The sequence below is a fragment of the Dyella sp. A6 genome, from assembly GCF_036320485.1.
In the GTDB taxonomy this organism is placed as follows: Bacteria; Pseudomonadota; Gammaproteobacteria; order Xanthomonadales; family Rhodanobacteraceae; genus Rhodanobacter_A; species Rhodanobacter_A aluminiiresistens.
The window spans coordinates 2,893,773-2,920,500 of sequence record NZ_CP132911.1; the positions used below are offsets into that span (position 1 = coordinate 2,893,773).

Genomic DNA, 26,728 nt, shown 5'->3' on the forward strand with positions numbered 1-26,728 from the left:
TGTTGGCGGCGAGCGCCAGATCGGCCTCGCCGCCTGTACTCCGTCAAGGCTCGTACCGGCTCATTGACGTCGGCCGTCCGGCCACGCTGCGACCCCACTGGCGGTTGGGCGTGGCCTGCATGGTGAAGTGCAGCACGCCGCCATCGACGATATCGGCGTGGCGCAGATACACCCGATCCAGCGGCTTGCCGTTCAGCGTGACCTTGCCGACATAGGGGTGCGCCGCATCAAGATGGTCAGCCACCATGGTGAAGGTGTGGCCGTTCTCCAGGTGGATCACGGCCTTCGGCACGAACGGCCGGCCGATGGCGTATTCGTTGCTGGCCGGCGTCACCGGGTAGAAACCCAGCGCGGTGAAGATGTACCAGGCCGACATCTGGCCAAGATCGTCGTTGCCGGCCAGGCCGTCGGGCCGTGCATCGTACTGGCTGTCCATGATCTGCTTCAGGCGCTGCTGGGTCTTCCACGGCGCACCGGCGTAGTCGTACAGGTACGCGATGTGGTGGCTGGGCTCGTTGCCGTGCGCGTACCAGCCAATCAGCCCGGTGATGTCCTCCACGTTCTTGAAGTGGCCGGGATCGACCTTGGCGTCGAACAGTTCGTCCAGCTTGGTGACGAATTTGGCATCGCCGCCCATCGCCCGGATCAGCCCTGCCACATCCTGCGGCACGTACCAGGAATACTGCCAGGCATTGCCTTCGGTGTAGTCGCTGCCGTAACCGGCGTAGGTGGGGTCGAACGGCGTGCGGAACTTGCCGTCACTGAGCTTGGCGCGCATGAAACCGGTCTTCGGGTCCCATACGTTGCGCCAGTTGGCCGCGCGCTTTTCGAACTCGGCGGCAATCCTGGTCTTGCCCATCGCCCGCGCCATCTGCGCCAGCGACCAGTCGTCGTAGGCGTACTCCAGCGTCTTCGACGCCGCTTCCGGTTCCTTGTCGATCGGCACGTAGCCCAGCTTCATGTAGTCGGCCAGGTCGCCGTAGGGACCATAGGTGGCGCTGGCGATCATCGCCTTGAGCGCCTTGTCGGCATCGAAGCCGCGCACGCCCTGCATGTAGGCGTCGGCAATCACCGGCACCGCGTGGTAGCCGATCATGCACCAGGTCTCCAGCCCCTGGTACGCCCATACCGGCAGGATGCCGAACGGGCTGTGCTGCTGTGCCGCCACCAGCGAGCGCACGAACTGCGAGCTGAGGTCCGGCCGCAGCAGCGCCATCAGCGGCTGCTGCGCGCGGTAGACGTCCCACAGCGACCACGTGGAGTAGAAGTCGAAGCCATGGGCCGTGTGCACGCCATGGTCCGGGCCGCGGTATTCGCTGTTCACGTCCATGCTCAGGGTGGGCGACAGCATGGCGTGATAGAGAGACGTGTAGAACTGGGTCCGCTGGTTCGGCGTGCCCGACACGTCGATCACCGACAGCGCCTTGTTCCAGGCCGCCATGGCCTCGGCGCGACGGGCGTCGAAATTCCAGCCCTTGCCGTCCTTGTCCAGGTTGGCAATGGCATTCGCCTCGCTCACCGGCGAGATCGACACCTTCACCAGCAGCGGCTTCTGCAGCTTGCCGAAGTCGAATACGCCCTCAAGTGCGCGGCCATTTTCCGCATCGTGATCCACTGGCTGGTTGCCCGGGCCCTTGAAGCCCTTGTAGATCAGGTTCGTCTCGCGGTCGTACAGGGTCCGCGACACCATCGGTTGCGAAAAACGCATGGCGAAGCACAGCACGCGGCCGGGTGCCCAGCCGCGGGTCATGCGGCAACCCGACACCGTACCGTCCGGACGCACGCGCAGCCGTGCCCAGAGCACCTTGCCCGGGTAGTCGTAGATGCTAGGCCGAAGGTCCAGCAGCACGTGGGCCGGCTGGTTCTTCGGGAACGTGTAGCGGTGCCAGCCCACCCGGCGGCCGGCAGTCAGCTCGGCGCGAATGCCGTAGTCGCTCAGCGTCACCGCGTAATAGCCCGCCTGCTCCACTTCGGTGTTGTGGCTGAAACGCGAACGGTAACCGCTGCCGGGCTTGGCCGGATCACCCGGATCCAGCCTGACCGCACCGGCGATCGGCATCACCAGCACGTCGCCCAGGTCCGAATGGCCCGAGCCGGAAAAGTGGGTGTGCGAAAAGCCCATGATGGTGGGGTCGCCGTACTGGTAACCGGCAGCCCAGGCGTAGGCATGCTTGAAATTCGGCATGGCGGTATCGGGCGACAGCTGGATCATGCCGAACGGCACGGTGGCCCCGGGAAACGTATGGCCGGCACCACCGGTGCCGATGCGCGGATCGACCGCGGCGGCAGGCCCTGTCGCCGCCATGGTCAGGCCAGGCAGCAGACCAAGACTGCAGGTGAGGATGATCGGCAGGTACGACAGCATCGGGCGGCGCGGCATGTCAGGTCCTCAGGGCATGATTTGGATCGTTTGAAATATGCAAACTAGCATCTGCTGACCGGGCGCCGCATGTTGCACTGCACGAATACAAATTTCCCGCGATCGGCGAGATTCGGTTACATTTGGATCGTTACAAACCGGGGAATATCCAGCATGGGGAGCACTCCGCAGGTTCGACGCAAAGTTACGCTGAGCGACATCGCAGCCGGCTGCGATGTTTCGCGCGCCACGGTATCGCTGGTGCTGCGCGGCAGTCCGCTGGTGAACAAGAACACCCGTGCCCGCGTGGAAGCGGAGCTGCGTCGCCAAGGGTACGTCTATAACCGCGCCGCAGCCAACCTGCGCCGGCGCACCACATCCAGCATCGCGCTGGTGCTCAACGACCTGGCCAATCCGTTCTTTGCCGAATTCGCCGCCGGCGTGGACGATGCCGTGGGCGGTGCTGGCTTCGTCACCCTGCTCGGCAGCAGCGCGGAATCGACCAAGCGCGAGCAGGCCGTGTTGGGCTCACTGGTGGAACATGGTCCAGGCGGCATCATCCTGTCACCGGCCGAGGGCAGCGACGCACGCAAGGTCCTGGCCGCGGTGGGCGAACACATGCCCTTGCTGCTGTTCAACCGCGAACTGGATGGCAGCCTGCCCGAGGTAGCGCACTGGGACACCCTGGCACTGGACAACCAGCACGGCGCGCAGATGGCGACCGAACACCTGCTCTCGCTGGGACACAAGCGCATTGCCTTCTTTGGCGGCCATCGCGACTCCAGCTCGTGCCGCCAACGTCGCGAAGGCTACCGCCAGGCGATGCAGGCCGCCGGCCTGCGCGTCGAATCGCAATGGATGATCGAAAGTGCACCGACCCGCCTGGATGCCGCACACCAGGCCGGCGCGCTGTTCGCCGGCAAGACCTCGCCCACCGCGGCCGTCTGCTACAACGACGCGGTGGCGCTGGGCCTGATGCTGGGCCTCTACCAGCATGGCCGACGCCCTGGTCACGACTTTGCCTTGACCGGCTTCGACGATATCGCCGAGGCACAGGTCAGCATGCCGCCATTGACCACGCTTTCCACCGTGCCGCGGGAACGCGGCAAGCAGGCCGCCGCACTGCTGCTGCATCGGCTGCACCACCCGGACACGCCGGCCAGCCGCACCATCGCACCGGTAACGCTGGTCGTCCGCGACAGCAGCTGCCCGCCCCCTACCGCCTGAGCCAGGGAGACACGCATGGCCTTCACCGCACCACCGTCCTCGTCCGCGCCCCCCACGCGCGACGGAGGTCAGCGTTATACCGACTACCCGATGGCGTTCGGGGTGCTCACCACGATCTTTTTCATGTGGGGCTTCCTGACGGCACTCAACGACAGCCTGATTCCGCACCTCAAGGCGGTATTCGAGCTCGACTATTTCCGCGCGATGCTGGTGCAGTTCACCTTTTTCGGCGCGTACTTCCTGATGTCGCTTCCGGCCGGTCGACTGGTGGCTCACCTGGGCTTCAAGCTGGGCATTGTGGCCGGACTGGCGATCGCAGGCATCGGCGCGCTGGTGTTCTGGCCGGCGGCCCAGTTCCACAACTATTCGCTGTTCCTCGGCGCCCTGTTCGTGCTGGCCACCGGCATCACCGTGCTGCAGGTGGCAGCCAACCCCTACGTCGCACTGCTGGGACCGGCACAGACCAGCTCCAGCCGGCTGACCCTGGCACAGGCATTGAACTCACTGGGCACGACCATCGCGCCGCTGTTCGGCGGCTTGCTGATCCTGTCCGCCACGGTGAAAAGCCACGACCAGATCGACGCCATGGGTGCGGCCCAGCAACTGGCCTACCGCACCCATCAGGCCCAGGCGGTGCAGCTGCCCTACCTGGGCCTGGCACTGGTGCTGTTCGTGCTGGCGGCGGGGGTATGGATGTTCCGGCTGCCGGCACTCACCGAAAGCACCGAGCAGGCCGACAAGGTCAAGCACACCCTGCTCGACGCCCTGCGTCATCCGCATGTGGCATTCGGCGTGCTGGCGATTTTCTTCTATGTGGGCGCCGAGGTATCGATCGGCAGTTTCATGACCAATTACCTGACGCTGCCGCAGATCGGCGCGATGACCGAGCAGCGCGCCTCGCACTTCGTCTCGCTGTACTGGTTCTGCGCGATGATCGGTCGTGGCCTGGGTTCGGGCCTGCTGGCATGGCTGAACCCGCGCCGGTTGCTGGCCGGGTTCGCCGTCGTCGCGGGCCTGCTGGTGCTGACCACCATGTTCACCGATGGCAGCACGGCGGTTTACAGCGTGGTGCTGATCGGCCTGTTCAACTCGATCATGTTTCCCACCATCTTCGCCCTCGGCATCGAGCGCATGGGCCCGCTCACCGACAAGGCATCGAGCCTGCTGATCATGGCGATCGTGGGCGGTGCCCTGGTGCCGTTGCTGCAGGGCATCCTGGCCGACCGCATCGGCGTGCAGCACGCCTTCGTGCTGCCGCTGCTGTGCTACGCCTACATCGTGTTCTACGGACTGTCGGGCTCGAAGGTGCGCACATCTCCTGCGGTCGCTTCGACCTCGACATCGGAGGCATCGGCCTGACATGCGATCCATCCTCTGCTTCGGCGAAGCGCTGATCGACTTCCATTCCGAAGGTTCGGACGGCCACGGCTTTCCGCGCGCTTTCGTGCCCTTCGCCGGCGGGGCGCCCGCCAACGTCGCCGTGGCGGTAGCGCGACTGGGCGGCCCGGCGCGCTTTGCCGGCATGCTTGGCACCGACCTGTTCGGCGACATGCTGCTGGACAGCCTGCGCCGCAGCGGAGTGGGCGTGGACGACGTGGTACGCACCGACGATGCGAATACCGCACTGGCTTTCGTGGCGCTCGATGCGCATGGCGAGCGCAGCTTCAGCTTCTACCGCCCGCCATCCGCCGACCTGCTGTTCCGTCCGCGCGATTTCCGCGCAGACGCTTTCGCCGACACCGCGATCTTCCATGTCTGCTCCAACAGCATGACCGACCCCGCGCTGGCCGAAGCCACCCGCGAGGGCATGCGCCGCGCCCGAGCCGCCGGTGCGCTGGTCAGTTTCGACCTCAACCTGCGCCCTGCGTTATGGCCGCGCGGTGCCGACGCGCACCCCACACTGTGGGACGCACTGACCCTGGCCGACCTGGTCAAACTGAGCGCGGAAGAATTCGACTACCTGGCAACGGACAGCGAAGAAGCCGTACTCGATCGACTCTGGCAGGGCCGCACCCGGTTGCTGGTGGTCACCGACGGCGGCGGCACGCTGCGCTGGTATGCTCCTGACGCGGAGGGCGAACTGCCGACCTACCAGGTCACCGCCGTGGACAGTACCGCCGCGGGCGACGCCTTCGTGGGCAGCCTGCTGTATCGGCTGGCCGCGCAGGCGATCGGTCCGGGCGAGCTGCCACGCCTGATCACCGAGCTGCCGCGCCTGCACGCCACGCTGCGCTTCGCTGCCGCTGCCGGCGCCCTTACCGTTACTCGCCAGGGTTCGTTCTCGGCCATGCCCGACGAGGCCGAAGTCCTGGCTTTCATGGAATCGCACGCATGAGTCCCCGCCTGCCTGCCGAACCCCTGCCCGACCTGCGCTCGGCCGAGATCCTGCGCCAGCACGTCGCCGACATCATGGCGTTCTACCACCCCCATGCGATCGATCCAGACGGCGGTTTCTTCCAGTACTTCAAGGACGACGGCCGCATCTACGACCGCGGCCACCGCCACCTGGTGAGCAGCACCCGCTTCGTCTACAACTACGCGATGGCGGCGATGGAATTCGCCGACGACGCGGCGCTGGCAGGCGAGTACCTGGATGCCGCCCGGCATGGCCTGCGCTACCTGCGCGAAGCACACCGCAACCCGCAGAACGGCGGCTACACCTGGACGATCCGCGATGGCACGCCTGAAGACCGGACCAATCACGCCTACGGGGTCGCCTTCGTGCTGCTCGCCTACGCCACCGCGCGCAAGGCGGGGCTGGACGAGGCCGTGCCGTGGATGGACGAAACCTGGGACCTGCTGGAACAGCGCTTCTGGGACGCCGATGCCGGCCTCTACCGCGACGAGGCCGATGCCAACTGGCACTTCAGCGACTACCGCGGCCAGAACGCCAACATGCACATGTGCGAAGCCATGCTCGCCGCCTGGCAGGCCAGCCACGACGCCCGCTATCTCGACCGTGCACTGACCCTGGCCGATCACATGACCCGGCGCCAGGCCGCGAAGATGGGCGGACTGGTGTGGGAGCATTACGACCGTAACTGGAATGTCGACCCGGATTACAACAAGGACGACCCGCGCAACCTGTTCCGCCCCTGGGGCTTCCAGCCCGGCCACCAGACCGAGTGGGCCAAGCTGCTGATGATCCTCGACCGTGAACTGCAGGTCGCGGGCCGCACCCCACCCGACTGGCTGCTGCCGGTCGCCCGTCACCTGTTCGACACCGCCGTCAAGCACGCCTGGGACCCCGAGCACGGCGGCCTGTGCTACGGCTTCGCGCCGGACGGCAGCATCTGCGACGGCGACAAGTACTTCTGGGTGCAGGCCGAATCGCTGGCCACCGCGGGCCTGCTGCACGCGCGCAGCGGCGACGCCGGCTACGACACGTGGTACGGCAAGCTGTGGGGCTACGCGTGGCAACACCTGGTCGATCATCGCTACGGCGGCTGGTTCCGCATCCTGACCCGCGACAACCGCAAGTACGACGACGACAAGAGCCCGGCCGGCAAGACCGACTACCACACCATGGGTGCCTGCCACGAAATGCTGGCGCTGATCCGTCGCGGCGGGAAGCCCTGACATCGACAGCATGAAACCTGTGTGCCCGGATCGTTGCACCCGGGCAGCAGATCGCCACCTGAAATCGCATGGCCGGGATCGGAGCGTCAGTCCGCGGCCAGCCAGACCAGGCTGGCGAAGCGGCCGCTGCGCGCACCCTCGCGCCGGTACGAATAGAACCGCCGGTCGACCAGGGTATCGAAGCCGCCCCCGTAGACCCGTGTGATGCCGGCGGCAGCCAGCCGCTGCCGCGCCAGTGCCGCCAGATCGCAATGCCAATGCCCCGGACGCGTGGCACTGAAACATGCCACTGCAGCGGCAGCATGCTCGACGAAGGCGGCACGCACGTCCGCCCCCACTTCGTACGAGGGGCCGCCGATGCACGGACCCAGCCACGCCATCTGGCGCGACGCCGGTATCTGCATCTGCTCGATGGTGGCCTCCAGCACGCCAGCGGCGAGGCCGCGCCAGCCGGCATGCGCCGCACCGATCACGCTGCCGTCATCGGCGCAGAACAACACCGGCAGGCAATCGGCGGTAAGAATCGCCAGCACGGTACCCGGAATGCGCGACACCGCGGCGTCTGCCTGCGGCGGTTCGGCAGCCGGCAGCGGGCCGAGTTCGGCGACCGTGCTGCCATGTATCTGGCGCAACCAGCGCGGCGCGGCAGGCAGGCCCAGCGACTGGCGCAGTACCTCACGGTTGCTGTCCACCGTATCGACCAGCTCGCCGCTGGCACACCCCAGGTTGAAGCGGCCGAACGGATCGCTCGACACGCCGGGCCCGTCGCGGGTGGTCACCGCCGCATGTACCCCGCGTGGCGCCGGCCATTCGGGGAACACCCAGGCATCGGTCATCGCAGGCATCGCCGCTCAGTCCTCATCCGGGCCGTTCACGGCCAGGTCGTCGCGCAAGGCGGCCAGCAGGGTTTCCATGTCGGCCGGGCGCGGCGCCTCGAACGACATCGCCTCGCCGGTCACCGGGTGCTCGAAGGCCAGGCGTTCCGCATGCAACGCCTGCCGGCGGAAACCGCGCAGCGCGGCAACCAGCTCCGGGGTCGCACGCCGGGGCAATTTCAGGCCACCGCCGTACAAGGGGTCGCCCACCAGCGGATGGTGGATATGCGTCATGTGCACGCGGATCTGGTGGGTTCGCCCGGTTTCCAGATTGCACTGGATCAGACTGTGTGCACGGAAGCGTTCGCGCAGACGGTAGTGGGTGACCGCATGCTTGCCGTCCTCCTCGTCGCGCACGGCCTGGCGCAGGCGGTCGCCGAGGTGACGACCGATCGGCGCATCGACGGTACCGCCGGCCACCATGGTGCCCAGCACCACCGCCTCGTACTGGCGCTCCACCGCATGGCGCGACAGCATTTCGACCAGTGCGGTCGACGCCGGCAATGTTCTGGCCACCACCATCAGGCCCGAGGTGTCCTTGTCCAGCCGGTGCACGATGCCGGCACGCGGCAGTTCGGCCAGTGCCGGATCATGGTGCAGCAAGGCGTTGAGCAGGGTTCCGCTCGGGTTGCCGGCACCCGGGTGCACCACCAGGCCGACCGGCTTGTCGATCACCAGCAGGTGCGGGTCCTCGTAGACGATGGCCAGCTCGATCGCTTCGGGCTGGCTGGCCACCTCGGTTTCCAGTTCCGCGTCCAGCCGCACCTGTTCGCCACCACGCAAAAGCTGGCGTGGCGGGACCGGTGCACCGTCCAGCGTGATCGCGCCCGCCTTGACCCAGGCGGTGAGACGCGAGCGCGAATAATCCGGGAACATCTCGGCCAGTGCCTGGTCAAACCTGCGACCTGCGGCCGACAGGGGCACGACCGCCTCATGACGGATGACAGTCATTGCGTCCTCCCCGGCTTCCGGGCGGTTTCGGCTATCATGCCTTTTCGATCAAACATCTGAATCCTTATTCCATGCGCGTAAACAAGCCGTCGGCCATCCTGCTGCCCGCCCTGAAAGGGCTCGTGCTGCTCCTTCTCGTGATCGGCATGAATGCCTGCGCGATATTCCGCCACAAGGGGCCGACCATCGACACCATGTCGCTGCCGCAGCTCTATGCCAAGGCGCACAACGCGATGGTGCATGCCGACTATTCTGCAGCCGAACAAGACTACCAGCGTCTGATAGCCCGCTTCCCGTCCGGCGCATACAACCAGCAGGCCCAGCTCGATCTGGCCTATGTGCAGTACAAGGACAACAAGCCGGACGACGCCTATTCGACGATCGACCGCTTCATCAAGACCTACCCGCTGCAGAAACATGTGGATTATGCCTATTACCTGCGCGGCCTGATCAATTTCGACCGCACCGGTGGCGTGATCGAGCGCTGGTTCGGCCGCAACAGCGCCCAGTCGCGCCGCGACCAGGGCTACAACCTGAAGTCCTTCGACGATTTCGCCGAACTGACCCGCCGCTTCCCCAACAGCGCTTATGCCGCCGACGCCCGTCAGCGCATGATCTACCTGCGCAACATCCTGGCCCAGTCCGAGATCAACGTGGCCGAGTTCTACCTTCGCCACCGGGCCTACATCGCCTCGGCCGACCGCGCGCAGTACGTGATCGAGCATTACCAGCAGGCACCCGAGGTGTCGGACGCACTGGCCATCCTTTGCCGCAGCTACCTGATGCTGGGCCAGAAGCAACAGGCCGCGCAGGTGCGCAAGGTGCTGGCGCTGAACTATCCGAACCACCCGTACCTGAAAGACCCGAAGTGGCCGCACTCGCCCTCGACGCTGCGCAAGATGATCCCGTTCTCGGGCCATCACTGAGGTTTGCCGGGCGGCGCACGAACCGCTGCCGCCCGATCCGAAAAAGCCGGCGCATGCGCCGGCTTTTTCGTACCTGCATGGTCTGGCGACTCAGCGCCAGCCGGAAGTGATCGGATAGCGCCGCTCGCGCCCGAACGCACGGGTGGTGACGCGCGGCCCCGGCGCCGACTGCCGGCGCTTGAACTCGTTGACCAGCACCAGCCGCACGACGCGATGCACGGTCTCGGCGGCAAAGCCCGCGTCGACGATTTCCGCCTGTGCCTGCTCACCCTCGATGAAACGTTCGAGAATCGCATCCAGCTCGTCGTAGGGCGGCAGCGAATCCTGGTCGGTCTGGTCGGCGCGCAACTCCGCCGAGGGTGGCCGCTCGATCACCGCGGACGGAATCGTCTCGGCACCGTCCGGCTGCAGGTTGCGCCAACGAGCCAGGCGGTACACCACCGTCTTGTACACGTCCTTCAGCGGCGCGTAGGCACCGCACATGTCGCCGTAAAGCGTGGCGTAGCCCACCGCCATCTCGCTCTTGTTGCCGGTGGCCAGCAGCAACCGGCCATGCTTGTTGGACAAGGCCATCAGCATCACGCCACGGGTGCGCGACTGCAGGTTCTCCTCAGTCGTATCGGGCCCCTTGCCGGCGAAGGCGGGCGTCAGCGCCTGGATGAACGACGCGACGCTGGGCTCCACGTCGATCACGTGATAGTCCACGCCCAGCCGTTCGGCCTGGGCACGTGCGCCGTCCAGCGACAGGGTCGAGGTATAGCGTGACGGCATCATCACCGCGGTGACGCGGTCGGCACCCAGCGCATCCACTGCCAGCGCCAGGGTCAAGGCCGAGTCGATACCGCCGGAAAGGCCCAGCAGCACGCCCGGAAAACCGTTCTTGTCGATGTAGTCGCGGACGCCGCGGACCAGTCCGGCATACAGCACGGCCTCGGCCGATGCATCGGCGACCATGGGCCAGCCCGCTGCCTCGAAGGTGCGCGTGGCGGGATCGAAATCGGCCCACAGCAGCGCATCGACGAAAGCCGGCGCGCGCGCGGCCACCTTACCGTCGGCGTTCACCAGCAGCGAGCCGCCGTCGTAGACCACCTCGTCCTGGCCACCGACCAGATTGAGGTAGGCGATCGCGCAGCCGGTTTCCCGCGCACGGTCGATCAGCACCGACTCGCGCTCGGCTGGCTTGGCCGCGTCCCACGGCGACGCATTGACCACCAGGATCAGCTCGGCGCCGGCACGCGCGGCGGCTGCCGCCGGCTCGGGCTGCCACACGTCCTCGCAGATCAACACCGCGACGCGCACGCCATCGATCACCGCGATGCTGCTGGCGCGGCCCGGACGGAAATAGCGCTGATCGTCGAACACCCCGTAATTGGGCAATGCCTGCTTGTGCGCCACCTGCACCACGCGGCCATCCCGCACCACCGCGGCGGCGTTGTAGACCTCGCCCTCGCTGTGCGGAAAGCCGACGACCGCCGTGAGGCCATGGCTGGCGCTGGCCAGCGATTCCAGTTCCTGCTGGCAGGCGGCAAGAAAGCTGGGCCGCAGCAGCAGATCCTCCGGCGGATAGCCGCTGAGGGTCAGCTCGGGGAAAGCGACCAGTGCCGCACCACCGGCACGTGCTTCGTCGATCAGTTCGCGCACCTTCGCCGCATTGGCCGCAACCGCGCCGACGGGGAAATCGTGCTGGGCCAATGCCAGCCTCAGGCCTGCCATGGATCGGATCCTTGGAGATACGGAAAATCAGGAGCGAATGGTAGTGCATCGCCGGTAGCGCCAGTGCCATGGAACCGCCCCGGTTCAGCCACCGGCTTGGCTGCAGCAGAACCGGCCGCCAGAGCCAGGCAGCGACGTACCAACGGCCTGGACCCGGGCGAATCGCCATGACGCCAGGCCCAAAAGAAAGGGCCGCACAGGGCGGCCCTTTCTGCATCGACACGGACGCGTCGATTACTTCTTCATCAGCTGGGCAAGCGTCTTGCCCAGGTCGGCCGGCGACTTCACCGTGGTGACGCCCGCCTTTTCCAGCGCGGCGAACTTCGCTGCCGCAGTGCCCTTGCCGCCGGAGATGATCGCGCCGGCATGGCCCATGCGCTTGCCCGGAGGGGCCGACGCACCGGCGATGAACGACACCACCGGCTTCTTGACGTACTCGCCGATGAACTCGGCGGCGTCTTCCTCGGCCGAACCGCCGATCTCGCCGACCATGATGATGCCTTCGGTCTGCGGATCGTCCTGGAACAGCTTCAGGCAGTCGATGAAGTTCAGGCCGTTGATCGGGTCGCCGCCGATGCCGATGCAGGTCGACTGGCCCAGACCTTCGTTGGTGGTCTGGAACACGGCTTCATAGGTCAGCGTGCCGGAACGCGACACGATGCCGACCTTGCCCGGCTTGTGGATGTGACCCGGCATGATGCCGATCTTGCACTCGCCCGGGGTGATGACGCCGGGGCAGTTCGGCCCGATCAGCACGGTTTCCGGATGCTGTGCCAGCACGTTCTTCACGCGCAGCATGTCCAGCACCGGGATGCCTTCGGTGATCGCCACGATCACGCGGATGCCCGCGTCGATCGCTTCCAGGATCGAATCGGCCGCGAACGGCGGCGGCACGAAGATCACCGACGCGTCGGCGCCGGTTTCGTTGACGGCTTCGTCGACCGAGTTGAAGACCGGCAGGCCGATGTGTTCGCTGCCGCCCTTGCCCGGGGTCACGCCACCGACGACCTGGGTGCCGTAATCCAGCGCCTGCTGCGCATGGAAGGTGCCCTGCTGGCCGGTGAAGCCCTGTACCAGGACCTTGGTGTTCTTGTTGACGAGAACGCTCATTGGTTCGCTACTCCTCAGGCCTTGGCCGCAGCCACGGCTTTCTGCGCCGCATCGTTGAGATCGTCGGCCGGCGTGATCGCCAGACCGGAGTTGGCCAGCAGTTCGCGGCCCAGCTCGACGTTAGTGCCCTGCAGGCGCACCACCACGGGGATGGTCAGGCCCACTTCCTTCACCGCGGCGATGATGCCTTCGGCGATCAGGTCGCAGCGCACGATGCCGCCGAAGATGTTGACCAGGATGGCCTTCACCTTGTCGGAGGAAAGAATCAGCTTGAACGCCTCGGTCACGCGCTCCTTGGTGGCACCGCCGCCGACGTCGAGGAAGTTGGCCGGCTCGCCGCCTGCCAGCTTGATCACGTCCATGGTGGCCATGGCCAGGCCTGCGCCGTTGACCATGCAGCCGATGGTGCCGTCCATGGTCACGTAGTTGAGGTTGTGCTGCACGGCAGCCGCCTCGGCCGCGTCTTCCTGGGTCAGGTCGCGCATGGCGGCCAGGTCAGCGTGACGGAACTCGGCGTTGTCGTCGGAATTGACCTTGCCGTCGAGCGCGGCCAGCGAGCCGTCGGCAAGGATCGCCAGCGGGTTCAGCTCGACCAGCGACAGGTCCTTCTCGTTGAACAGCTTGTACAGGCCCAGCATGATCTTGGTCAGCTGGTTGACCTGCTTCGGGTTCAGGTCCATCGCGAAGCCGAGCTGGCGGCACTGGTACGGCTGCAGACCCTCGACGAAGTCCACCACGATGGTGTGGATGTCTTCGGGGGTGTCGCGCGCGACCTGCTCGATGTCCACGCCACCGTGCTTGGAGGCGATGAACGAGACGGACTTGCTGTCACGGTCGACCAGCACCGACAGATACAGCTCCTTGGCGATATCGGTGGCGTCGGTGACCAGCACCAGGTTCACCGGCAGCGCACGGCCGGCGGACTGGTAGGTCTCCATCTTGGTGCCCAGCATGCCCTTGGCGGCATCGCGGACGGCGTCGAGGCTCTTGCAGAACTTGACGCCGCCGGCCTTGCCGCGGCCACCTGCGTGGATCTGCGCCTTGACCATCCATTGGGAACCGCCCAGCGCCTTGGCGGCGTCGACGGCGGCATCGGGGGAATTGGCGACCTTGCCCGGCGGCACGGTAATACCGTACTGCGCGAACAATTCTTTGGCCTGGTACTCGTGGAAATTCATTCGATACCTCGAGTGAACGGGGGAAGGGTCGGACTCGCGCTCAAGACACCCGGCGCGGGCTGGAAACGGACGGCGGTTCGGAACGCGCTGCCGGCATGCATGCGCCGCGGCCATGCTTCAACATGACGGGAACCGCGCAACACGGCCGCCTATTTTCGTGGAAGCGGGCCGCAATGGAAAGGGGCCCTTGGTCGAATCCCCCGCAAAGCGCCCCACGGCGGCCTTTTGCGCATCGCCCAAAGCCGGCGACGCGGCGCCATGTGGCGGCCTCCGTGCGACAGCCGATAGACTGGCCTGACCTAGTCGCCGAGCACCGCCCGTGTCCCGTCGCCCGCCATCCGAGCCGTCGCCCGCTGTCGCCGTACCCAGCGTGATTCGCCACGAGCTGCTGTTCCTGTGCTATTTCCGGGTAGCCCAGGCCATGGTCTATACCGGTCTGGCCTTCAGCCCGCCCGGTCTTGGTTGGCCACGACTGCCCCACACCGGCATCGCGCAGGGCCTGGCCCTGCTGTACTTCGCCTTTTCCGTGCTGACGCTGCTGTCGGTGCGCAAGATGCTGCAGCGGATCCAGCTGGCGGTATCGATCACCCTGGTGGTGGACGTGCTGATCGCCGTGCTCGCGCTGAGCGCCATGAACAGCGCGCGGATCGGCATAGAAATGATGCTGGCGGTCAACCTGGCGGCCGGTGCCCTGCTGCTGCCACTGCGACTTGCCGCGTTTTTCGCTGCGCTGGCCACGCTGGGGCTGATCGGCCACACCGTGCTGGCCACCCCCGGCGGCGACCACCGGCTGCTGGAATCGAGCCTGTTCGGGCTGGCCTACTTCGCCATCGTGGCGCTGTGCAATGTGCTGAACCGGCAGATGAAGGCCACCGAGGCACTGGCCGAACAGCGCAGCATCGACCTGGCCAACCTTTCCCAGGTCAACGAGCTGATCATCCGCCGCATGAAGACCGGCGTGCTGCTGGTGGACGACGCCAACCGCATCCACCAGATCAACGAGTCGGCCTGGATGCTGATGGGCAACCCGTCGGCCGACCAGCGCGACCTTGGCCGGCTGGCTCCCGAGCTGTCCCGCCGCCTGTATCACTGGATGACCTCAGGCAAGCTGGATGAGAGCGCCACCCAGCTCGCCGACGGCACACCCGAAGTGGTCCCGCGCTTCACCCGGCTGGCACCGAACGACGATTCGCTGGTGCTCATCTTCCTCGATGACACGTCACTGGTCTCGCGCCGTGCCGAAGAACTGACGCTCAGCTCGCTGGGCCGCCTGTCCGCCTCGATTGCACATGAAATCCGCAATCCGCTGGCGGCCATCCGTTATTCGGCCCAGTTGCTGGCCGAATCGGACGACATGAACGACAGCGACCGGCGCATGGTGGAAATCATCAACAACCATTGTGTGCGCCTGAACGAGATCATCGAGAACATCCTGCAACTGTCTCGCCGCGAGCGTTCGCGGCCGGAAACCCTGGACCTGGGCCACTGGGTCAGCGACTTCGTCGACGAATACCGCCTGGGCAACGACCTGGGCGGCGACTCGCTGCGCGCCATCAACAGCAGTGGCGAGGTGGTCGCCGTGGCCGACCCGCAGCAATTGCAGCAGGTGGTCTGGAATCTGGTGCAGAACGCCCTGCGCTACGGCCGCATGCCGGGCGAGCCCGCGCGGGTGATGGTGGTGGCACGTCAGGGCGAGCATGGCACGCCGATCCTGGAAGTGATCGACCGCGGCCCCGGTATCGTGCCCAAGGTGGCCGCGCAGATCTTCGAGCCGTTCTACACCACCCACGAATATGGCACCGGCCTGGGCCTGTACCTGGCGCGGCAGATGGCCGAAGCCAACCAGGCAGCGCTGGAATATGTGCGCGTGGCCGGTGGCGGCAGCTGCTTCCGGCTGGTGCTCACGCCGCCGGCACGCATCGCCGAAACAGCCGCCTGAGACGGCATCCGGCCGGGCCGGGGCAACTCAGGTCGAGCGCACCACCAGGGTCGTCGGCAGCATCTGCGATGCGACCGGCTGCCCCTGGATCATCGCCAGTACCTTGCGCGCCAGCAGCACGCCCCCCTCCTGCCAGTTCTGCCTGACCGTGGAAAGCGGCGGCAGGAAACTGGCGCCGTGCGGGGTATCGTCATAGCCGACCACCGATACGTCGTTCGGCACGGAAAGGCCCAGCTCCACCAGCGCCCGGATCGCGCCCATCGCCAGCAGGTCGCTGCAGGCAAAAATGGCATCGAAGTGTACCTTGCGGCTGGCCAGCGAACGGACCGCGTCGGCGCCGGAATCCAGCGTCCAGTCGACCCGCTGCAGCAGCAGCGGCTTGATGCCCTGGCCGGCCAGCTCATCGACGAAGCCATGCAGACGCTGCGCCATTTCCGGGTGATCGGGGTTGCCGATGAACACCGGGTGGCGTCGCCCGATCGAAAGAAAGCGCTCGGCCACGCTGATGCCGCCCTGGCGATTGTCGCTGCCGACCACGATATGTTTGTCGTGCTCGCTTTCCGCCCCCCACACCGCCATCGGCAGACCCAGCTTGTCGTACAGCCGGACCGCGTCCTGGCGCACGCCCTGCCCCAGCAGGATCACCCCGTCCGCCGCCTGCACCACCGCGTCGGCGGCACCTTGGCGCGTCGTCAGCAGCACGCTGTAGCCGGCCGAAGTCAGTTCCTGCGAGATACCGCCCAGCAGCGACAGCGGGTAGGGATCCCACATCGTGCGGCTGGAAGACGGCTTCATCTCAACGATCACCGCCACCGTGTGGCTGCGCCGCAGACGCAGGTTGCGGGCATTCACGTTGAGCTTGTAGCCGTGCTTGCGAGCCAGCGTCTGGATGCGTTCGCGCGTCTCCGGCGTCACCAGCGGGCTGTCGCCCAGTGCGCGCGAGACGGTGATCTTGGACACCCCCGCCAGCTTCGCCAGGTCCGCCATGGTGGGACTGGGACGTGCGGCGACGGGCTGCTTCTTCTTGGCGGGACTCAAGCCATGTCTCCGGATCATGATCGATGGGCATATGCCATGTGCACCGGTCGCCGTAGTCGGCCGGTGCACCCGCGGCCTAGTGTGGCCTGCCGCGGATAACGGTTCAATCGAGCCGCCCCCGCATGGCGCAAGGCCTGCCCGGCCCTCGCCCGGCAGCGGCAAGCATCGCCGCCAACCGGCATCCGCGACCATTTCGTCGTACTTATTGATATGACAAGGAAAAATGATGCGACGCAATAATGATATCGATACCTTGATATCGATATCATTGCCTCGTATGCTCCGCCCCCAAGGCGCCGATCGAGCCGCCGGTGATCCATTCGGGGAGAGTTCCACGTGCAGCATCAAGATGCGTCATCGACCGTCGCCGAACGCGTTGCAGCGCCCGCCCAGCCCCAGGCTGGCGGCGCGCTGGATCCGTGGCGACTGGTCCGCACCGACCGCAACCCTGCACGTGATGCGCACTTCGAAAGCCTGTTCGCGCTGGCCAATGGCCACCTCGGCGTCCGTGGCGGCCTGGAAGAGGCGCCCAGCCCCAGCCAGGCCAGCTTTCTCGGCGGCGTCTGGGAACGCACGCCGATCGAATACCACGAGCGCTTCCCCGGCTTTGCCCGTCATACCGACACCCGCCTGCCGGTGGTCGACGGCACCCGCATCGGGTTGACCCTGGACGGGCAGCCGGTCGAGCTGGACAAGGGCGAGCTGCTGGCTTTCGAGCAATCGCTGGAGCTGCGCGATGGCCGCCTGCGCCGTCACACGACGTGGCGCTCGCCCACGGGTGCCAGCGTGGAAATCCAGGCCGAACGCATCGTGCCGTGGCACACGCACGGCCTGCTCTGCCTGCGCTACCGCATCCGCTCGATCGACTATCGCGGCCCGATCGCCCTCGACTCGTGCCTGGCGACGGGGGTGACGGCCACCGGCCAGGGCGACGATCCGCGCATCGGCGTCCGCGTCGACGGCGGTCTCAGCCTGACCCATCGCCTGGCCGACCTGGCCCGCGCCAGCGTGGGCCAGGCCACGCAAGCCAGCGGCATCCGGCTCGCCTGCGTGCAGGGCCACCGCCTGCCCGACGCAGCGCTGGCCTTCGATACTGCAAGCACCGATGACAACGGCGCGCGCCAGCGATACACCGCCGAGCTGACGCCGGGCGACAGCGTGACGCTGGAAAAATACGTGGCGTATGCCTGGAACGAGCCCGGCGACGACACGCCCCACACCAGTCTGCTCGAACGCGCCGAGGCCGAGCTGGCGCAGGCCCTGGAACAACCGTTCGAACAGCACCTGGCCAGGCAGGCATCGGCTTGCGCCGGGTTCTGGCAGACGGTCGACCTGGCCATCGATGGCGACCCGGCTACCGAACAGGCCCTGCGCGTGAACCTGTTCCACCTGCGCCAGTCGACCGCACCCGGCGGTCACGCCAGCGCCGCGGCCAAGAGCCTGACCGGCGAGGGCTACGAAGGGCACTACTTCTGGGATGCCGAGGCTTTCGTGCTGCCCTCGCTGGCCTGTACCGCTCCCGCGCTGGCCCGCGGCATGCTGGCGTATCGGGTACGCATGCTCGATCGCGCGCGCGCCCATGCCCGCGAGATGAACCACGCACGCGGCGCACTGTATCCGTGGCGGACCATCGGCGGCGACGAATGCTCGGCGTACTTCCCCAGCGGGTCGGCGCAGTACCACATCAATGCGGCGATCGCCTTCGCGCTGAAGCTTTACGTGGATGCCACCGACGACACCAGCCTGCTGCTGGACGGCGGCGCCGAGATGCTGTTCGAAACCGCCCGCATCTGGCTGCAGGCAGGCAGCTACAGCCAGCGCCGTGGACAGGCGTTCTGCATTTTCCAGGTCACCGGGCCGGACGAATACACCGCACTGGTGGACAACAACCACTACACCAATCGCATGGCGCAACAGCACCTGCGCCATGCAGCCTCGGTCGCCGACTGGCTCGCGAGCGAACACCCCGCCGAGCACGCCCGGGTGGCTGCAGCGATCGGCCTGACCAGCGGCGAACCGGGCGAATGGCGCCGTGCCGCCGACGCGATGTACCTGCCGGTGGACGAGCAACTGGGCATCTTTCCGCAAGACGACGCGTTCCTGGAAAAGCCCCGGCTGCCCGAATCGCTACGCAGCGACACCCAGCACAACCCGCTGCTGCTGCGCCTGCATCCACTGACCATCTACCGCTACCAGGTCTGCAAGCAAGCCGATGTACTGCAGGCCTTCGTGCTGGCCGGCGCAGACATCGACCTGGCCAGCAAGCGACGCAACTTCGACTACTACGAAGGCGTCACCGTGCACGACTCCACGCTGTCGGCGTCCACCTTCGGCATTGTCGCCGCCGAGGTCGGATACGACTACAAGGCCTGGCACTACTTCCAGGATGCGCTGCGCGTGGACCTGGACGACTCGCACGGCAACACGGCCCACGGCGTGCATCTGGCCGCCATGGGCGGCAGCTGGCTCGGCCTGGTGTGGGGCTTCGGCGGTTTCCGCAATGTCGACGGCACACCCACGTTCGCGCCCTCGCTGCCAACCGCATGGCGCGGTTACCGCTTCGGCCTGCAGTGGCGCGGCCGGCAGATTCGCGTAACGGTCACATCCGGGGGTGTCGAATACCGGCTTATCGACGGCGCGCCGCTCGAGATCCGTCATCGCGGCCGTCCGGTGATCCTGCAAGCCGACCACGAGACCGTGATGCCGCTATCCGGAAAGGCAGCCCTGCCGCGGCCGTTCAAGGGCGTGATCTTCGACCTCGACGGTGTGATTGCCGACACCGCAGTGGTTCACCATGCCGCCTGGAAAAAGCTGGCCGGCGAGATCGGCCTGCCGTTCGATGACTCGATCGGCGAGCGCCTGAAGGGCGTCGATCGCCGCGCGTCGCTGGAGATCCTGCTGGAAAAGGCCGCGCGCCCTTATTCGGAGGCCGAAAAGGAAGCACTGGCCACGCGCAAGAACGATTACTACCGCCAGCAGATCGAACGCTTCGGTCCGGACAACCTGCTGCCGGGCGCGCGCGACGCGGTTGCCTCGGTACGCCGTGCCGGCCTGAAGACCGCACTGGCATCGGCCAGCCGCAACGCACCACTGCTACTGGAACGCCTGGGGATTGCCGAGCTTTTCGACTACGTGGTCGACGCCGCGCGCATCGCGCGACCCAAGCCCGATCCGGAGATTTTTCTTGCCGCGGCAGCCGGCCTGGAGCTCATGCCGGCCGATTGCCTCGGCGTGGAGGACGCCGCCGCCGGCATCGCGAGCATTCGCGCTGCCGGAATGACGGCGCTTGGCATCGGCCAGGCGGAGGCACTGGCCGATGCAGACCGGCTGTTGCCGGACATTGCCGCGTTCGATCTCGGGCAACTCACGACATAAGCGGTAAAGCGGCGCGGGTATCCGCGTCATCAATAAACAAATGGTTGGGGAGTAACGCAATGAAGAACAAGCAACTGACACGTCTGACGTTATCGGCGGCGATCGCCGCGACGCTGATGGCTGGCACCGCCTATGCTCAGGGCAGCGCACAGTCGTCCACGACATCCACCAAGCAGGCCGCGGCGCACAAGCCCAGCGTGAAGAACGCGCAGAACCTGGAGCAGATGGTCGTGACCGGCGTGGCCACCACTGGCGGCGTGCGCAAGATCGACGCGAGCTATTCGATCACCACCGCCACCAACAATCAGATCCAGCTTGCCAATCCGCGCAGCTCGGCCGACCTGCTGAAGCTATCCCCCGGCGTATGGCCGGAATCCACCGGCGGCGAGACCGGCGCCAACATCGAGGTGGCCGGCTTCCCGGGCGGCGGCGACGCGCCCTTCTACACCAACCAGATCATGGGCACGCCGCTGTATGGCATGCCCTCGCTGTCGTTCTTCGAGCAGAGCTCGATGTTCCGCTTCGATGACACCGTCGACCATGTCGAAATCCTGCAGGGCGGCCCCTCGGTGGTCTTCGGCGACGGCCAGATCGGCCTCACCTCCAACTACATCCTGAAGCAGGGCACCGATACGCCATCGGGCGACATCGGCCTGACCTACGGCTCGCAAGGCAAGGAACGCCTGGACGGCTTCTACGGCTTCCCGATTGGCCAGAACGGCTGGTACGGCAGCATCGGCGGCTTCTGGCGCAAGTCCGATGGCGTGCGCGACCCGCAATTCGCCGCGAACAAGGGCGGCCAGCTCACCGCCACGCTTACCCGCGACTGGGATGCCGGCTCGCTGGTGTTTTGGGCGCGTGGCCTGGACGATAAGAACCAGTTCATCACGCCGATTCCGCTGATCCAGAACAGCCCGGGTAACTTCTCCGCGTACCCCGGCTTCAATCCGCTGACCGACACCTACTACAGCCGCGCCATGCAGCACGTGTACCTGGAGAGCTATCCGGGTGGCGGCACCAACGCCAACCTGGCCGATGGCCGCGGCGCCAAGCTGGGCTTCTTCGGTGCCAACTTCGACTGGGATTACGGCAACGGCTGGAGCATCAGCGACAAGTTCCTGGTCGACGGCGGCAACATGGACACCAATGCGCTGTTCTCCGGCTCCAACCCGCAGACGCTGTCCTCGTGGGAGACCGGCAATGGCGTTCCGACCGGCGCAGCGGTCACCGCCAGCTACACCAACGGCTCCGGCATGGTCACCAACCCCAATGCCGACGTGATCAGCCAGGGCTGGTGGCACATCCACAAGAACCTGAAGTACGTCGTCAACGACTTCCGCGTGAGCCGCCGGCTGTTCGAGGGCAACACGCTGACCGCGGGCCTGTACCTGGCGCACTACACCGACAATGATCGCTGGTCGCTCGGCAACCCGATGCTGATGACCAACACCCCGAACGCCACGCCGATCGCGGTGAGCTACGTGCAGAACGGCCAGACCTACTACGTCACCAACGGGCAGGGCCTGATCTACAACGGCGGCTACAACATCACCGAGAACGGCGTCGCCACCAACAAGGCGTTCTACCTGTCCGACTCGTGGAAGATCGGCCAGTGGCTGCTGGATGCGTCGGGCCGGGTCGAGAACGAGAACGCCCACAACACCGTCTGCAACCTCTCGCCGGTCAACATCGACGGCAATGCCTACACCCTGTACGACAACACGGTGTCGATGTGCAATGGCACGTATACCCGTACCGACTACAACAAGACGCATCCGTCGTGGACCATCGGCGCCACCTACAAGATTCGGGAGAACATGGCCGTCTATGCGCGCGCCAACAAGGGTGTGCACTTCAACAGTTTCGACGACATGCGTGGCAGCACCACCGGCAACACGCCGCCGCTGCTGAAGATCCAGAACTTCGAGGTGGGCTACAAGTATGAGAGCCGCGAGTTCCTGGCGAACGTGTCCTTCTACCATCGCCAGTTCGACGGCCTGAGCTATCAGCCGTCGGTGTTCGGCGTACCGACCGGCGCCAAGTCCACCTACGGTTCGGACACCAAGGGCATCAACTTCAACATGAAGTACACCACGCCCAACCAGCTCTTCTCGGTGGACTGGGTCGGGGACTGGATGGATGGCCACTACTCACACTTCGAGGGCAACGTGGCGTTCTACGGACTCCCGACGGCCGGCAATCCGAGTGGCGTGTTCTACACCAACATCAACGGCAAGCAGCTGCAACGCCAGCCGAAGGTGCAGTTCCGCCTGACCCCGGCCTTCCGCATTCCCACCGCATACGGCGATCTGCGCCTGTGGGCGACCTGGGAACACGTCGGCAACCACACCCAGGACCAGACCGGCCTGCAGGAACTGGGCAGCTACAACGACTTCGATGTCGGTGCGCAGTTCGACTACGGCAAGAACTGGGTGTTCACGCTGATGGGCTCGAATGTCACCAACGCACTGGGCCTGACCGAGTCGAACTCGCGCATTGCCGGTTCGGCGGCCGGCGCGACCGGCGTCATCCTGGCCCGCCCGCTGGAAGGCCGCGAGTACAGCCTGCAGGCGAAGTACCGCTTCTGAAGGTAGCGGATGCCGACCCGCGGTTCCCAACCTCCCCGGGGAACCGTTCGACCTGCCGGATGCTCCCCGTCCGGCAGGTCCGGGGTTGGCATGCACGGTGGCAACGACGCATGCGCCGTGCCATCGTGACCCGCGCGATGAGCCCGGCGACCGGCATGGGTCGCCGATCACCGCCGGCACGGCCGGCCCACATGCACCGATCCGCAGGCAGCACCGCATGAACCGATTCCGCATGATCGCCGCGCTGGCCCTGATCTACATGGTCTTCGCGATACTTCTCAACAGCGTCGGCACGGTGATCCTGCAGTCGATCTACACCTTCGGCGTCGGCAAGCCACAGGCCAGCCTGCTGGAACTGTTCAAGGACCTGCCGATAGCGATCACCTCGTTCCTGGTCGCATCGTTCCTGCCCCTGCTCGGCTACCGGCGCGCGATGATGATCGCGCTGGCCATCGTCGCCGTGGCCTGCGTACTGATGCCGATGTTCCCCGGCTTCCATACCACCGAACTGCTGTTCACCTGTGTCGGCGTGTCGTTCGCGCTGGTCAAGGTGTCCGTCTATTCCTCGATCGGTCTGCTGACCGACGACAAGGCCGAACACGGCCGCCTGACCAACACCATCGAGGGTGTCTTCATGGTCGGCGTGCTGATCGCCGGCTGGCTGTTCAGCGCCTTCGTCGACCGCAGCGCGCCGGCCAATCCGTCCTGGCTCAACGTCTACTGGCTGCTGGCGGTGATCTGCGTGCTGGTGATCGCGCTGCTGGCCACATCGCGCATGGACGAGTCCGCCGCGCGCAGCGAAGAAGGCAAGTCCATGCGCGGCTCGCTGCTGGAGATGGTGCACCTGTTCGTGCGTCCGCTGGTCTACGTGTTCCTGGCCTCGGCGTTCCTGTACGTGCTGATCGAACAGAGCTTCGGCACCTGGCTGCCGACCTTCAACAACGAGATCCTCAAGCTGCCCAATGCGATGAGCATCCAGATGGCGAGCATTCTGGCCGCGACCACTGCGATCGGCCGCATCGGCGCCGGTCAGGTACTGCGCCGGGTGCGCTGGTACACCCTGCTCAACATCTGCGTACTTGGCATGGGCGCGGTGGTATTGCTGGTGCTGCCACTGGCGCGCGGGGTGGTGACGAACCCGCACGTCGGCTGGCTCAACGCACCGGCGGCCGCCTACCTGATTCCGCTGATCGGCCTGCTGATGGCACCGATCTACCCGGTCATCAATTCGGTGGCGCTCAGCTCGCTGCCTAAGCCGTCGCACGCAGCCATGACCGGCCTGATCGTGATCTTTTCCGCACTGGGCGGCACGCTCGGTTCGCGCATCACCGCCATCGTGTTCTCGCGCTTCAACGGCATCGACGCGTTCTACTTTTCGCTGGTGCCGATGACGCTGATCCTGGTCACGCTGTTCTTCTTCAAGCGCGAGACGGACCGCCACGGCAAGGGCGGCCAGCCTGCCCGGATCAGCCTGGCAGGCAAATAGGCGACACCACTTCCCGGCGACAGCGACGGATGCTGCCGTCCCACATGCATCAGGAGCGATCATGCTTCCACGCCGTTCCCGCATCACCCATCCGCTGTTCCTCGGCCTGCTGCTGTCGGGCATCGCTCTCGCGCCGATGGCGCGCAGCGCGACCGACCCCAGCTTCCTGCTGACCGCCACCGCGAAGAACTTCGACACCTATTTCCCGAGCTACCTCGCCAACGGCTACTTTTCGGTGATGACCTCGCCACGCGGCACCGAGCCGGACCGCAGCTACATGGTCGCCTTCATGGACTACAGCAAGGGCGACATCTCGCGTCCGGCGGCGATCCCGGGCTGGAACGAGATCGACTACAACCAGGGCGGCGGCTGGCTCAACTCGACCCGGCTGGGTCCGAAAATCTTCCGGGACTACAGCCAGACGCTGGACATGCATGGCGCCACGCTGACCACGCGCTATCGCTTCGACTACGCCAACAAGACCACCGACGTACAGGTCGTCAGCTTCGTCAGCCAGGCCGATCCGCACCTGGCGGCGATCCGCTTCAGCATCACCCCGCAGTTCAGCGGCGACGTGCAGCTGACCTTCCCGATCCGCCTGTGGTCGGAGTACCAGCCGCGCTTTCCCATCGCCAGGCTGACCGGCGCGCAAATGATCAACGCGGTGATCGCCAGCGGCCAGAACCTCAACAACAAGCCGATACCCACGCCAGACCGCGCGCCGGTCTGGTACCCCGGCTACACCCAGGTGCTGTCCGACGACGGCGACGCCAAGTCGCTGACCCTGTGGCTGGACGGCCGCGCCAGGCAGGGCCTGCGCATGGCCGAGGCCGCCGCGCTGCAGCTGCCGGCCGGCATCGAAGTGAAAAGCGCGAAGCTGGCAAAGGGGCCCTACAAGCTCTCGCTCGACCTGGTGGTGCATGTCGAACAGGGCCATACCTACGCCTTCACCAAGTACATCGCCGCCTCGCGCCAGGGCTGGGGCGGTGACGCCAAGACCGATCTTGCGCTGGCCGAACAGGCACGCCACACCGGTTTCGACACCCTGCTGGCACGCCACCAGGCCGCCTGGCACCGGCTGTGGAAGTCCGACATCGTGGTCGACGGCGCACCGGCCGTGCAGAAGGCGCTGCACTCGGATCTCTACTACCTGCTGTCCAACACCACCACCGGTACCGCCTGGCCGATGGGCGCCTGCGCGCTCACCCCCAACTACGCCGGGCATGCCTTCTGGGACAGCGACTCATGGGTGTTTCCCGCGCTGCTGCTGCTGCACCCGCAGCGCGCCAGGCCGATCGTAATGTTCCGCCACCGCACCATGCAGCCGGCGATGGCGCGCGCGAAACAATACGGCGCGAAGGGCCTGATGTATCCATGGGAGTCCGACCCGCAGACCGGCGTCGACAACACGCCCTATTTCGCGCACGGCGTCTACCGTGAGATCCACGTCAATGCCGACATCGCCATCGCCCAGTGGCAGTACTACCTGACCACCGGCGACACCGCCTGGCTGAAGCAGGACGGCTGGCCGGTGATCCGCGGCATCGCGCAGTTCTGGGCCAGCCGCGTCACCTACGACAAGGCGCACGACCGCTACGAGATCCTGCACGTCACCTCGCCCGACGAGGCCTATGACGACGTACCCAACGACGCGTTCACCAATGCCGCCGCACGCAAGGCCCTGCGCATCGCGGTGAAGGCCGCCGCCATCGTCGGCGCCACGCCGAACCCGCAGTGGTCACGCATCGCCGACAAGATGTACATCCCGTTCGATACCGCGGCACAGCGGCACTACGACTTCGATCCGTCGGTACCGCACGACAAGATCACCTGGATGGGTTCCTCGCTGGTCTGGCTGATGTATCCGAACCTCGACCTGCCGATGAGCGGGACGGTGCGCCGCAACGACTTCGACTTCCAGCTGCACGAGCTGAAGACCCACGGCGACGACCCCAACGAGATGATGATGGTGATGCTGTCGGTCGGCGCGGCCGAACTGGGCGACGCGAAGGCCGCCGGCCACTGGATCGACCGCAACCTGGTCGGCTTCCTGAAACCGCCGTTCAACGTGCGCACCGAAACCGTGGCGAACAATGCCGGCTACATCCTGGCCACGTCGGCCGGCTTCGTGCAGAGCATGGTCTACGGCCTGACCGGACTGCGCATCCAGGACAAGGGCCTGGACGACGCCTACGCCCCGGTGCTGCCGCCTTCGTGGAAATCGCTGACGCTGAGGAACGTGAGCTTCCGCGGCCATCGCTACGACATCACGGTCGAGCGCAATGCGGCCGGCAAGACCACCCTGGTGCGCAAGGAACTCTGACGATGCGCGCGGACGGTCCAGCGACACATGCCGTGCAGCGGGTTGTCGCCACCGCTGCACA

At 66.2% G+C, this 26,728-nt stretch carries 17 protein-coding genes; 10 read left to right on the forward strand and 7 right to left on the reverse strand.

Annotated features, from left to right (window positions below):
* Positions 1-43: 43 nt before the first annotated feature.
* Positions 44-2,380: a GH92 family glycosyl hydrolase gene (locus RA164_RS13090; protein ID WP_412731031.1), complete on the reverse strand. Its 2,337-nt coding sequence runs from the start codon at positions 2,378-2,380 to the stop codon at positions 44-46.
* 144 nt (positions 2,381-2,524) lie between these two features.
* Between RA164_RS13090 and RA164_RS13095 the strand changes: the two genes are divergently transcribed.
* Genes RA164_RS13095 through RA164_RS13110 form a run of 4 tightly spaced genes read left to right on the forward strand, consistent with a single transcriptional unit; the run spans position 2,525 to position 7,165 of the window.
* The gene (locus RA164_RS13095; protein WP_329743549.1) at positions 2,525-3,586 is read left to right on the forward strand and encodes a LacI family DNA-binding transcriptional regulator; all 1,062 of its coding nucleotides are present in this window, start codon (positions 2,525-2,527) and stop codon (positions 3,584-3,586) included.
* A gap of 15 nt (positions 3,587-3,601) precedes the next feature.
* Positions 3,602-4,945, forward strand: a complete 1,344-nt coding sequence (gene fucP / locus RA164_RS13100; protein ID WP_412731032.1) for an L-fucose:H+ symporter permease — start codon at positions 3,602-3,604, stop codon at positions 4,943-4,945.
* Position 4,946: 1 nt separating this feature from the next.
* Positions 4,947-5,921: a carbohydrate kinase family protein gene (locus RA164_RS13105; protein ID WP_329741287.1), complete on the forward strand. Its 975-nt coding sequence runs from the start codon at positions 4,947-4,949 to the stop codon at positions 5,919-5,921.
* Complete coding sequence (locus RA164_RS13110; protein ID WP_329741288.1) at positions 5,918-7,165, forward strand: AGE family epimerase/isomerase; 1,248 nt, start codon at positions 5,918-5,920, stop codon at positions 7,163-7,165. The genes RA164_RS13105 and RA164_RS13110 overlap by 4 nt, the downstream gene beginning before the upstream one ends.
* A gap of 86 nt (positions 7,166-7,251) precedes the next feature.
* Here RA164_RS13110 and pgeF read toward each other — a convergent pair whose 3' ends face one another.
* Positions 7,252-8,001, reverse strand: coding sequence for a peptidoglycan editing factor PgeF (pgeF, locus tag RA164_RS13115; protein ID WP_329743551.1), 750 nt, complete (start codon positions 7,999-8,001; stop codon positions 7,252-7,254).
* Positions 8,002-8,016: 15 nt separating this feature from the next.
* Positions 8,017-8,991: a 23S rRNA pseudouridine(1911/1915/1917) synthase RluD gene (gene rluD, locus RA164_RS13120; protein ID WP_329741289.1), complete on the reverse strand. Its 975-nt coding sequence runs from the start codon at positions 8,989-8,991 to the stop codon at positions 8,017-8,019.
* Positions 8,992-9,062: 71 nt separating this feature from the next.
* Here rluD and RA164_RS13125 point away from each other — a divergent pair, with 71 nt between their 5' ends.
* Positions 9,063-9,917, forward strand: coding sequence for an outer membrane protein assembly factor BamD (locus tag RA164_RS13125; RefSeq protein ID WP_329741290.1), 855 nt, complete (start codon positions 9,063-9,065; stop codon positions 9,915-9,917).
* Between the two features lie 90 nt (positions 9,918-10,007).
* Here the strand turns inward: RA164_RS13125 and RA164_RS13130 are convergent, their stop codons facing one another.
* From RA164_RS13130 to sucC, 3 genes are all read right to left on the reverse strand, one after another.
* Complete coding sequence (locus tag RA164_RS13130) at positions 10,008-11,630, reverse strand: NAD+ synthase (RefSeq protein WP_329741291.1); 1,623 nt, start codon at positions 11,628-11,630, stop codon at positions 10,008-10,010.
* Between the two features lie 234 nt (positions 11,631-11,864).
* Positions 11,865-12,740, reverse strand: a complete 876-nt coding sequence (gene sucD / locus RA164_RS13135) for a succinate--CoA ligase subunit alpha (protein WP_329741292.1) — start codon at positions 12,738-12,740, stop codon at positions 11,865-11,867.
* 14 nt (positions 12,741-12,754) lie between these two features.
* On the reverse strand, positions 12,755-13,918 hold the full coding sequence (gene sucC / locus RA164_RS13140) for an ADP-forming succinate--CoA ligase subunit beta (protein ID WP_329741293.1): 1,164 nt from the start codon (positions 13,916-13,918) through the stop codon (positions 12,755-12,757).
* Between the two features lie 421 nt (positions 13,919-14,339).
* On the opposite strand from sucC, the gene RA164_RS13145 reads away from it, so the two are divergent.
* Positions 14,340-15,857, forward strand: coding sequence for a sensor histidine kinase (locus RA164_RS13145; RefSeq protein WP_329743552.1), 1,518 nt, complete (start codon positions 14,340-14,342; stop codon positions 15,855-15,857).
* Positions 15,858-15,884: 27 nt separating this feature from the next.
* Here RA164_RS13145 and RA164_RS13150 read toward each other — a convergent pair whose 3' ends face one another.
* Complete coding sequence (locus tag RA164_RS13150; protein ID WP_329743553.1) at positions 15,885-16,844, reverse strand: LacI family DNA-binding transcriptional regulator; 960 nt, start codon at positions 16,842-16,844, stop codon at positions 15,885-15,887.
* Positions 16,845-17,231: 387 nt separating this feature from the next.
* Between RA164_RS13150 and pgmB the strand changes: the two genes are divergently transcribed.
* The 4 genes from pgmB to RA164_RS13170 all read left to right on the forward strand — a co-directional run bounded on the left by pgmB (position 17,232) and on the right by RA164_RS13170 (position 26,667).
* Positions 17,232-20,270, forward strand: coding sequence for a beta-phosphoglucomutase (pgmB, locus tag RA164_RS13155; protein WP_329741294.1), 3,039 nt, complete (start codon positions 17,232-17,234; stop codon positions 20,268-20,270).
* 59 nt (positions 20,271-20,329) lie between these two features.
* Positions 20,330-22,858 (forward strand): TonB-dependent receptor, encoded by a 2,529-nt coding sequence (locus tag RA164_RS13160; RefSeq protein WP_329741295.1) that lies wholly within the window; start codon positions 20,330-20,332, stop codon positions 22,856-22,858.
* A 217-nt stretch (positions 22,859-23,075) separates the two neighbouring features.
* Positions 23,076-24,344, forward strand: coding sequence for an MFS transporter (locus RA164_RS13165; protein WP_329741296.1), 1,269 nt, complete (start codon positions 23,076-23,078; stop codon positions 24,342-24,344).
* Between the two features lie 61 nt (positions 24,345-24,405).
* Positions 24,406-26,667: a glycosyl hydrolase family 95 catalytic domain-containing protein gene (locus RA164_RS13170; protein WP_329741297.1), complete on the forward strand. Its 2,262-nt coding sequence runs from the start codon at positions 24,406-24,408 to the stop codon at positions 26,665-26,667.
* The last annotated feature ends 61 nt before the right edge of the window (positions 26,668-26,728 follow it).

Excerpts from the sequence above, each read along its gene's own strand:
- RA164_RS13090 (WP_412731031.1), bottom strand. The coding sequence starts at position 2,380 with ATGCCGCGCCGCCCGATGCTGTCGTACCTGCCGATCATCCTCACCTGC.
- fucP (WP_412731032.1), top strand. The coding sequence starts at position 3,602 with ATGGCCTTCACCGCACCACCGTCCTCGTCCGCGCCCCCCACGCGCGAC.
- RA164_RS13105 (WP_329741287.1), top strand. The coding sequence starts at position 4,947 with ATGCGATCCATCCTCTGCTTCGGCGAAGCGCTGATCGACTTCCATTCC.
- RA164_RS13110 (WP_329741288.1), top strand. The coding sequence starts at position 5,918 with ATGAGTCCCCGCCTGCCTGCCGAACCCCTGCCCGACCTGCGCTCGGCC.
- pgeF (WP_329743551.1), bottom strand. The coding sequence starts at position 8,001 with ATGACCGATGCCTGGGTGTTCCCCGAATGGCCGGCGCCACGCGGGGTA.
- rluD (WP_329741289.1), bottom strand. The coding sequence starts at position 8,991 with ATGACTGTCATCCGTCATGAGGCGGTCGTGCCCCTGTCGGCCGCAGGT.
- RA164_RS13125 (WP_329741290.1), top strand. The coding sequence starts at position 9,063 with ATGCGCGTAAACAAGCCGTCGGCCATCCTGCTGCCCGCCCTGAAAGGG.
- RA164_RS13130 (WP_329741291.1), bottom strand. The coding sequence starts at position 11,630 with ATGGCAGGCCTGAGGCTGGCATTGGCCCAGCACGATTTCCCCGTCGGC.
- sucD (WP_329741292.1), bottom strand. The coding sequence starts at position 12,740 with ATGAGCGTTCTCGTCAACAAGAACACCAAGGTCCTGGTACAGGGCTTC.
- sucC (WP_329741293.1), bottom strand. The coding sequence starts at position 13,918 with ATGAATTTCCACGAGTACCAGGCCAAAGAATTGTTCGCGCAGTACGGT.
- RA164_RS13145 (WP_329743552.1), top strand. The coding sequence starts at position 14,340 with ATGGTCTATACCGGTCTGGCCTTCAGCCCGCCCGGTCTTGGTTGGCCA.
- RA164_RS13150 (WP_329743553.1), bottom strand. The coding sequence starts at position 16,844 with ATGGCGGACCTGGCGAAGCTGGCGGGGGTGTCCAAGATCACCGTCTCG.
- RA164_RS13160 (WP_329741295.1), top strand. The coding sequence starts at position 20,330 with ATGAAGAACAAGCAACTGACACGTCTGACGTTATCGGCGGCGATCGCC.
- RA164_RS13165 (WP_329741296.1), top strand. The coding sequence starts at position 23,076 with ATGAACCGATTCCGCATGATCGCCGCGCTGGCCCTGATCTACATGGTC.
- RA164_RS13170 (WP_329741297.1), top strand. The coding sequence starts at position 24,406 with ATGCTTCCACGCCGTTCCCGCATCACCCATCCGCTGTTCCTCGGCCTG.